This is a genomic window from Kitasatospora sp. MY 5-36 (genome assembly GCF_001182915.1).
In the GTDB taxonomy this organism is placed as follows: Bacteria; Actinomycetota; Actinomycetes; order Streptomycetales; family Streptomycetaceae; genus Kitasatospora.
In genome coordinates this window covers 1-8,240 of the sequence record NZ_LFVW01000354.1, presented here as the reverse complement: position 1 = coordinate 8,240, position 8,240 = coordinate 1, and the positions used below count along the sequence as shown (strand labels likewise).

General features: G+C 73.9%; 8 protein-coding genes. 5 read left to right on the top strand and 3 right to left on the bottom strand.

The window, feature by feature from the left end:
• Together AE652_RS22125 and AE652_RS22120 are read left to right on the top strand one after the other, a co-directional pair.
• On the top strand, positions 1-674 hold a 674-nt coding region (locus AE652_RS22125; RefSeq protein WP_049654200.1), incomplete at its 5' end, for an FtsX-like permease family protein.
• A gap of 203 nt (positions 675-877) precedes the next feature.
• Complete coding sequence (locus tag AE652_RS22120) at positions 878-2,152, top strand: sensor histidine kinase (protein ID WP_049654194.1); 1,275 nt, start codon at positions 878-880, stop codon at positions 2,150-2,152.
• Between the two features lie 51 nt (positions 2,153-2,203).
• Here AE652_RS22120 and AE652_RS22115 read toward each other — a convergent pair whose 3' ends face one another.
• Positions 2,204-2,872, bottom strand: a complete 669-nt coding sequence (locus tag AE652_RS22115) for a response regulator transcription factor (protein WP_049654193.1) — start codon at positions 2,870-2,872, stop codon at positions 2,204-2,206.
• Positions 2,873-3,060: 188 nt separating this feature from the next.
• On the opposite strand from AE652_RS22115, the gene AE652_RS22110 reads away from it, so the two are divergent.
• Positions 3,061-3,489 carry a MarR family winged helix-turn-helix transcriptional regulator gene (locus tag AE652_RS22110; RefSeq protein WP_049654197.1) on the top strand — a complete coding sequence of 143 codons (429 nt, stop codon included), beginning with the start codon at positions 3,061-3,063 and terminating at the stop codon, positions 3,487-3,489.
• A gap of 92 nt (positions 3,490-3,581) precedes the next feature.
• On the top strand, positions 3,582-4,934 hold the full coding sequence (locus AE652_RS22105; protein WP_107086506.1) for an MFS transporter: 1,353 nt from the start codon (positions 3,582-3,584) through the stop codon (positions 4,932-4,934).
• 362 nt (positions 4,935-5,296) lie between these two features.
• Here the strand turns inward: AE652_RS22105 and AE652_RS22100 are convergent, their stop codons facing one another.
• Both AE652_RS22100 and AE652_RS22095 read right to left on the bottom strand, forming a co-directional pair.
• Complete coding sequence (locus AE652_RS22100; protein ID WP_199823128.1) at positions 5,297-5,827, bottom strand: DUF5959 family protein; 531 nt, start codon at positions 5,825-5,827, stop codon at positions 5,297-5,299.
• A gap of 256 nt (positions 5,828-6,083) precedes the next feature.
• Positions 6,084-7,079 (bottom strand): ScbA/BarX family gamma-butyrolactone biosynthesis protein, encoded by a 996-nt coding sequence (locus AE652_RS22095; protein ID WP_053112180.1) that lies wholly within the window; start codon positions 7,077-7,079, stop codon positions 6,084-6,086.
• 461 nt (positions 7,080-7,540) lie between these two features.
• Between AE652_RS22095 and AE652_RS22090 the strand changes: the two genes are divergently transcribed.
• On the top strand, positions 7,541-8,240 hold a 700-nt coding region (locus tag AE652_RS22090; RefSeq protein ID WP_049654190.1), incomplete at its 3' end, for a ScbR family autoregulator-binding transcription factor.

Genomic DNA, 8,240 nt, shown 5'->3' with positions numbered 1-8,240 from the left:
TGCTCGGCTCGTTGGTGCTGCTGGTCGCGGTCGGACTGCTGGGGCCGGTGGCGGCGCGGGTCCTGGCAGCGGTGCTCGGCGCCCCGGCGCGGGTGCTCGCGCCCCGGGCGGGCTGGCTGGCGGACGCCAACCTGCGCGGCTACGCGGCCCGGCTCTCCTCGGCGGTGGTGCCGGTCGCGCTGCTCGTCGGGCTCTCCGGCACCCTGCTGGTCCTGACCGGCACCGCCGAGCACGTCGTCCGGGCGACGGGCGCCGCGACCAGCGTCACCAAGCAGAGCGACATCTGGCTGCGCGAGGCGGAGCTCGGGATGCTGGTCTGCTTCGCGGCGGTCTCCACGGTCAACACCCTGGTGGCGCTGACCGCCGACCGGCGCCGCGAGTTCGCGCTGCTGCGCCTGGTCGGGGCGACGCGGCGGCAGCTGCTGCGGATGCTCGGAGTGGAGGCGGTCCTGACCACGGCGATCGGTGTGCTGCTGGGTGCGGCGGTGGCGGCCGCGGCCTCGGGGGCGTTCAGCCTGGCGGTGACGGGCTCGGTGGTGCCGGTGGTGCCGGGCGCGGCGTGCGCCTGGGTGGTGCTGGGGGCGGTGGTGCTCACGGTGCCGGGGATCGTGGGTACGGGGCTGTGGGCGGTCGGTGGTTCGGCGGTGGAGACGACGGGCGGGGAGCGGGGGTGAGGCGGAGGAGGCGGAGGCCGGTGTCCACGGCGGGTGGGCGCGGGGTCGGTGCCATGGCTGTCCGAGGGGCCGTGCGGACGGAAGGGCAGGTGGATGCGGTGGTCCGGGCGGGTCCTGGTGGATGCTGGGGGCCGGTCGGCGGCTGAATGCCGGTCGGTGAGTGCTGGTCAGTGATTGTCGGTGGGCGAGTGGTGAGGTGGACGGTGGCTGAGCGGCGGCGGTACCGGTCGGTGCGCGGTGGTGAACTGGCCTTCGCGGTGCTCGGGTTGCCGCTCGGGGTGCTCGGCGGCGTGTACGCCGTCGCCGTCCTCTACGCGGGGGCCTTGCTCTCGCTCACCGTGCTGGGCCTGCCGTTCGTGGCGGCCGCGCTGCTCGGGGCGAGGAGGCTCGGCGGGTTGCACCGGTGGCTGGTCGGGCGGCTGCTCGGGGAGGAGGTGCCTGCACCGCGGCCGCTGCCGCGTCCGGCCGGAGTGTTCGCGCGGGGCCGGGTGGTGCTGACCGATCCGGTGGCCTGGCGGGCGCTGCTCTACCTCTTCCTCCGGCTGCCGCTGGGCGTGCTCGGCTTCCTGGCCGTGGTCGGGCTCCCGCTCGGAAGCGTCTGGCTGGTGGGCTTCCCGCTCTGGGTGCGGATGATGGAGCCGGGCCCGAGGTCGATCGGCCTGCTGGACCTGGGCGCGATCCCGATCGGCCTCGCGGTGCTGGTCGCCGTACCAGCGGCGGTGCAGGCGCTCGGAGGGGCGAACCGCACGCTGGCCCGTACCCTGCTCGGGCCGGTGCGCTCGGACCAGCGGGTGCGTCAGCTGGAGAAGGCCCGGTCCATCCTGCTGGCCGAGGGCACCGACCGACTGCGGCGCCTGGAACGCGACCTGCACGACGGCACCCAGGCGCAGCTGGTCGCGCTCGCCATCACGCTGTCGCTGGCCGACGACGTGCTGGGGGCGGGCGCGCCGCCGGTGGGCCTTCCGCCGGTGGGCCTTCCGGCCGAGGGCGGCTCGGACGGGCCCGACCTCGGGCGGCTGCGGACCCTGGTCGACCGGGCCCGTGGGCAGGCCGAGGACACCATCACCGGTCTGCGCCGACTGACCAGGGGCATCCACCCGGTGGCGCTGGAGGGCGGGCTGGCCGAGGCGCTGCCGGGGCTGACCGCCACCTCGCCGGTGCCGGTCGACGTCCGGCTGGACCTTCGGGAGCGTCCGGAGGAGGTGATCGAGCGGGCCGTCTACTTCTGTGCGGCCGAACTGCTGACCAACGTGGCCAAGCACAGTGGCGCGCGGTCGGCGGAGCTGAGCGTGAGCGCCGCCGAGGGGAGGGTCCGGCTGACCGTGCGCGACGACGGGCACGGCGGCGCCGTGATCGGTGCGGGTACCGGGCTCACCGGCCTGGCCGAGCGGCTCGCGGTGCTGGACGGGACGCTGCGGGTGGACAGCCCGCCCGGCGGGCCGACGGCGGTCAGCGCCGAACTGCCCGGCCGGCTCTGACCGGTGGCCACGGCCCGGGCGGTCGGGGTCGCCGTCCCGGGAGGTGCTACCTCAGGAGGCGCCGCTCTCCGCGAGGTAGGCGAGCACGGCCTTGACCCGCCGGTTGTCGGCCTCGGTCGCGGGCAGGTCGAACTTGCCGAACACGGCGGCCACGTGCTTCTCCACCGCCCGCTCCGAGACCACCAGCAGCGTGGCGATCGAACGGTTGGAGTGCCCCTGCGCCATCAGCTCCAGCACCTCCCGCTCGCGCGGGGTGAGCGCGTCCACCCGGCTGCGCCGCCCGCCGTGCAGCAGACCGTTGACGATCTCCGGGTCGAGGGCCGTGCCGCCTGCGGCGACCCGGTGCAGCGCGTCGACGAACTCGGAGGTGCGGGCCACCCGCTCCTTGAGGAGGTAGCCGATGCCAGAGGCGCTGTCGGCCAGCAGCCGGGCCGCCCAGGCGGTCTCGACGTGCTGGGAGAAGACCAGGATGCCGACCTCCGGCAGGGTGGCCCGGATCTCCACGGCTGCTCGGATGCCCTCGTCGGTGTGGGTGGGCGGCATCCGGATGTCCACCACGGCCACGTCGGGCCGGTGTCCGGTGACGGCGGCGATCAGCTCGGGTGCCGTCCCGGCGGTGGCGACCACCGTGCACCCCCGGGCGGTGAGGAGTTCGACCATGCCGTCCCGGAGGATCACCGAGTCCTCGGCGAGGACGACGCGGAGCTGCTTGTCGATCATGCCGTCATTATCCGGGCCCGCCGCCGGGCCGGGGCACGGGTGGTGGAGGGGCCGGTCCGCCTTCAGGAAATCTTCAGTCCAGACTGGACAGTCCAGACTGATGAAATTACCGTGGAACCGTGACTGAGAAGCGAACCGTCCGTACCGCCCCGGCCGACCCCGCCGGGCCCGCCGGGTCCGCCGAAACCGTGGTTCCCGACAGCGCGGCGCTGGCCGCCCGTGAACTGCGCGCCGTCTTCAGCCGGCTGCGCCGCACCCTCCGGGAGGCGAGCGGCACCAGCGACCTGACGCCCTCCCAGACCGCCGTGCTCAGCCGGCTGATCAACGACGGTCCGGCCTCCGCCAGCGCGCTGGCCGCCGCCGAGCGGGTCCGTCCGCAGTCGATGGCCGCCACCCTCGCCGCGCTGGAACAGCACGGACTGGTCGGGCGCCGCCCCGACCCCGAGGACGGCCGCCGTCAGGTGGTCAGCCTCACCGAGGTCGGCCTGGCCCGGGTCGCGGACAGCCGCCAGGCCCGTGAGGAGTGGCTGACCCGGGCCATGGCGGAGCACTACACCGAGGCCGAGCGCGCCACCGTGCTGGAGGCGCTGGCCCTGATAGACCGGCTGAACCGGTGACGACCGGCCCGGCCGCCCTGCTCGCCCGGCTCCGGCCGCGCCGCCGGCAGCCCGCTCCGGACGACGGGTTCAACCGCCGGCTGATCGCGCCGATGGTGCTCGGCTCGGTGCTCAACCCGATCAACTCGTCGATGATCGCGGTGGCCCTGGTGCCCGTCGGCGCCGCCTTCGGCGCGCCGCCCGCCGAGACCGCCTGGCTGGTCACCGGGCTCTACCTGGCCACCGCCATCGGCCAGCCGGTGATCGGGCGGCTGGTGGACACCCACGGCCCGCGCCGGCTCTACCTCGCCGGGACGGCCCTGGTCGGCCTCGCCGGACTGCTCGGTGCGCTCGCCCCGTCGCTCGGGCTGCTGATCGCCGCCCGGGTGCTGCTCGGACTGGGCACCTCCGCGGCCTACCCCGCCGCGATGCACCTGACCCGCAGCGAGGCCGAGCGGACCGGGCGGTCCAGCCCCACCGGGGTGCTGACGGTACTGGCCGTCGCCAACCAGACCGTCGCGGTGGTCGGCCCCACCCTCGGCGGTCTGCTGATCGGCGCGGGCGGCTGGCGGACGGTCTTCGCCGTCAACGTCCCGCTGTCACTGGCCTGCCTGGCACTCGGTGCGGCCCGGCTACCCGTCACCGCCCGCCGCCCGGACCCTGCCGACGGCGGGGAGCGCCCCGGGCGTCCGGAACGCCTCGACCACCTCGGGATCGCGCTGTTCGCGGTCCTCCTGCTCGCCCTGATGCTGTTCCTGATGAAGCCCGACGCCGCTCGCTGGCACCTGCCGGTGCTCGCCCTCCTGGCAGCCGTCGCCTTCGTCCTCCGCGAGCGGCGGGCCCGCGCCCCCTTCATCGACCTGCGGGCGCTCGCCGGCAACCGCCCGCTGATCGCCACCTCCCTGCGCCAGGTGCTCGGCTACACCGCCATCTACGCCTTCCTCTACGGCTACACCCAGTGGCTGGAGGAGGGGCGCGGCCTGTCCGCCGCCACCGCCGGACTGGTGCTGCTGCCGCTCTCGCTGACCGCGCTCGCGGCCGCCGGAGCCAGCGGCCGCAGCCCGGGCGTCCGCGGCAAACTGCTGGTCGGCTCCGCCTGCCAGATCGCGGCCTGCGCCGCCCTGTTGCTGGTCCACGCGAACAGCCCGGGCGCCCTGCTGATCGGAGTCGGCGTGCTGGCGGGTGTCTCACAGGGGCTGATCGGGCTCGGCACCCAGACCGCCCTCTACCACCAGGCGGACCCCGCCGCCATCGCCTCGGCGGCCGGGCTGCTGCGCACCTTCATGTACCTCGGCGCCATGGCGGCCTCCGCCGCGAACGCCGCCTTCTTCCCGCACGGCGCCACCACGGCCGGCCTGCACCACCTCGCGCTGTTCATGCTCGGCGGCGCGGCCCTGCTCTTCCTCCTCACCGTGCCCGACCGTTCGCTGGGGCGGCTGGGAACACCTCCGCGGCAGCAGAAGTGACGGCCGATCCGTTCGCCTGGACGTACTGACCGCGACGGCGGGTGACGGGGTTCAGTGAGGGCCTTTCCGACTCGGTGCGGACTGCGACACCCGCACCGGCGCCCGGAAGGCCCTCACGCCACACCGTGACCACCGCTGACCTTCACCGGACGCTGCCGCCTTGCCGACCTCCCACACCCGGACCGCGCCACCGGCCACCCGGTGCGGCGCTACGAACGCGTCGCACCGGGTGGAGACGGTCGGGTTGCACCAGCTCGCGCTGTTCATGGTCGGCGGCGCGGCTCTGGTCGTCCTTCCCGCTGTTCCCGACTGATCGCCCGTGCGGCTTGGAACGCTGGCGCAGTAGTAGAGGTGACGATCGATCAAATCTCGTCGGGCAGGTTTCCGCGCCAGGCGTGGATGCCCGGGGAGAGTTCGACCACCTCGGCGGGGTAGGCGCTGCGGACGAGGCGGAGCAGGGTGCGTTGCTCGGCCAGCCAGTTCGGTGCGGGGGAGAGTACGACCCGGAGGGTGACGCCGGATTCCTCCGCGTCGGAGACGGTCACCCAGAGGCCGCCGGGGCGGCCGGGTTCGATGCGTAGCTCCGGTCCGTGTTCCTCGTCCAGCCAGCGGACCGCGGAGCCGCGGCCGAGTCGGTCCAGGGCGGTTTCCCACTGTCTGAGGTGGCGGTCGGTCACCAGGGTGACGAACTGCCCGCGTACCGAGTCCGCGGTGACGGTGATCTCGCAGTCCAGCCAGTCGTGTCCGAGCAGTGAGCCCGGCGCGTGCCGTCCGAGGACGCGTACGCGGACGTTCCGGCCGCCGGTCCGTCCGTCGCAGCCGGGGGCGTCGTCGGTGCCGGGGCGGTCGGCGAGTCTTATCAACTCGTTCTGCTGCGAAGGGACTTCACTCACGGCGGACTCCTGTTGGCAGCGGGATCCAGGGGGTGACATCCTCGCGCAGGTGTTCGCCCCGGTGCCAGTCCGGGAGCGGGGCGTTCCGGCCGGGGCCGGCCCGTGGTGGGCCCCCCGGAATCGGCTGGTGCCCGTGGCCGCAGCCCCCGCGGGCGTCGTCGGCACGCGGACGGCCCGCCGGACCGGGAGGGTCGGGCGGGCCGTTCGGGTGCTGCGAAGGGGTACTCCGGAGGTCGGTGCGGCGGCGGTCGTCGGGTCAGCGGTGGTCCGGGTGGCCGGTGAGCACGGTGGTGAAGATCGGTTCGCCGTGCTGGTGGCCGGTCACGGTGGTGGTGAGGGCGTCCGGGTCCCCGCCGGGGGTGTGCTGGGCGGTGATCGTGGTGGGCGCGTCGTGCTCGGCGTACCGGTGGAAGGTGGTGGCCGCGGCGGTCGGTGTGACGGTGGCCGGGCTGCTCAGCGCGTTGGCCGCCTGCCGGGCCGCCTCCAACAGCACCATGCCGGGGATGTGGTCGTTGGCGTGGTCGAAGAGGATCGGGTGCCAGAAGTCGGGGGTGAGGTGCCAGGTGCCGGGGGCGTCCGCCGGGGCCAGCAGGACGTCGCACGGGCGGAGCCGGCCGACCCGGGCCGGCGGGAGCGGCTCGGCGGTCACGGTCGGCGCCGCCGGGAGCTCGGCGGAGTGGCGGCCCCGGCGCAGCCGCTGGTAGGTGGAGTCCGGAACGGTGGTGAAGCGGGCGTAGCCGGTGGCGGCCAGCTGGGCGCCCCGTCGGACGACGGTCTCCAGCGTGAAGTCGACGGTGGTGCCGGAGCGGCGCGGCTGGGCGAGGAGCTGGACCTCCAGGGTGAGGTCGGTCGGCGCCGCACCGATCAGCAACTGCCGCGACCGGGTGGTGTAGTCGAGGTTCCACATCATGAACTTGTGGTCGAGCGGTACGCCGAACCGGGTGTGGGCGAGGTAGAGCCCGGCTTGGCGGATCGTTTCAGCAGCTTGGATCGGGTCGTGCCGGGTGCCGTCCGGGGTGCTGAAGAAGGTGTGCGCCCGCGGCCACTGCGCGGTGACGGCGAAGGTGGTGTCCGTGAGCTGTTCGCTGCCGGTGAGGAAGACCTCGGCGTGGCAGGCCCGGGGGACGTACTCCTTGGCGACGGGGCTGGTCAGGCGAGGCGCCGGGGCTGCTGCGGCCGGGCCGGGGATCGTTCCGGAGTCCGTGCCGGTGGTGAGGACGGATGCGGGCGTACGGAAGGCAAGCAGAGTCATGGGGAGCGCTCCGAAAGGCCGTGACGGGCGGGGTGGGCTGCTCAGGGCTCGTAAGATACGTACCTACCGGTTTGGTTTTCAAGGAGCCAGAACAAAGGTTCGTCGGCGGCCGAGCGTGGTCGGACGGGCACGGTGGGTGGGTGTCGATCACTGCCCGGAGATCGGCTCCGGCGGGTGAACCTCGTTGACCTGTGGGGATGTCGGCGCATGGGCTTGACAGGTTCATGGCCATTATGTGGTCGTTCGTTGCCATCCCGGCCACAAGTGAGAGCTGGTGTTCCGGTTAAGGGGGCTGGCGGTGAGATGTCGGCCATCTGTTCGTCTCATACCGTCTACGCGGTTTTAGTCCGCTCGAGAACGGCCCTATGTGACCTGGGACGCAGGGATCCCCGCCGACCTCGGCGGGTAAGATACGGGGTGTTTGGTTTTGTTTGCCGAGCGTTTCGGGTGGGGTGGTTGCGGTGGTGCGACAGGAACGGGCGGTCCGGACGCGTCGGCTGATCCTGGAGGCGGCGGCGTCGGTCTTCGACGAGTACGGGTACGAGGGGGCGACGATCGGTGCGGTCGTGGCTCGCGCCGGAGTGACCCGGGGCGCGGTGTACTTCCACTTCGCCTCCAAGCGGGAGCTCGCCCAGGGGGTCGTCGAGGAGCAGTTCGGCCGGGACGAGATTCCCGAACGGCACTGCAAGCTCCAGGAGTTCGTGGACCTCGGGATGGTGGTCGCCCATCTCATGCCGCGCGACCCGGTGTTGAGCGCCGGCGCGCGGCTCTCCCTCGGCCAGGACGTGTTCGGCGACTTCAGCGGCGGCGCGGCGCCCGGCTGGATCCAGCGGGCCGAGACCGTGCTGGAGACGGCCGGCCGGCGCGGCGAACTGCTGCCCCAGGTGGTGCCCGCCGAGACGGCGTGGCTGGTCACCGGGGCCTGGACGGGCGTGCAGATACAGTCCCAGAAGATGTCCGGCCGGTCGGACCTGGAGCGCCGGGTCGCCTCGCTGTACCAGCATGTGATGCCCAGCATCGCGGTGCCCGGGGTGCTGGCCACGCTCGACCTCGCGGCGGACCGGGGCGGCCGGGTGGTCGCGGAGCTGGCGGCGGCCCGGGCGGCCGAGGCGGAGGCCGGGGCGGCTGCGGGCGGGGCGGTCGGGACGGGTGCGGGCGGGG

Excerpts from the sequence above, each read along its gene's own strand:
- AE652_RS22095 (WP_053112180.1), bottom strand. The coding sequence starts at position 7,079 with ATGACTCTGCTTGCCTTCCGTACGCCCGCATCCGTCCTCACCACCGGC.
- AE652_RS22115 (WP_049654193.1), bottom strand. The coding sequence starts at position 2,872 with ATGATCGACAAGCAGCTCCGCGTCGTCCTCGCCGAGGACTCGGTGATC.
- AE652_RS22105 (WP_107086506.1), top strand. The coding sequence starts at position 3,582 with ATGGTGCTCGGCTCGGTGCTCAACCCGATCAACTCGTCGATGATCGCG.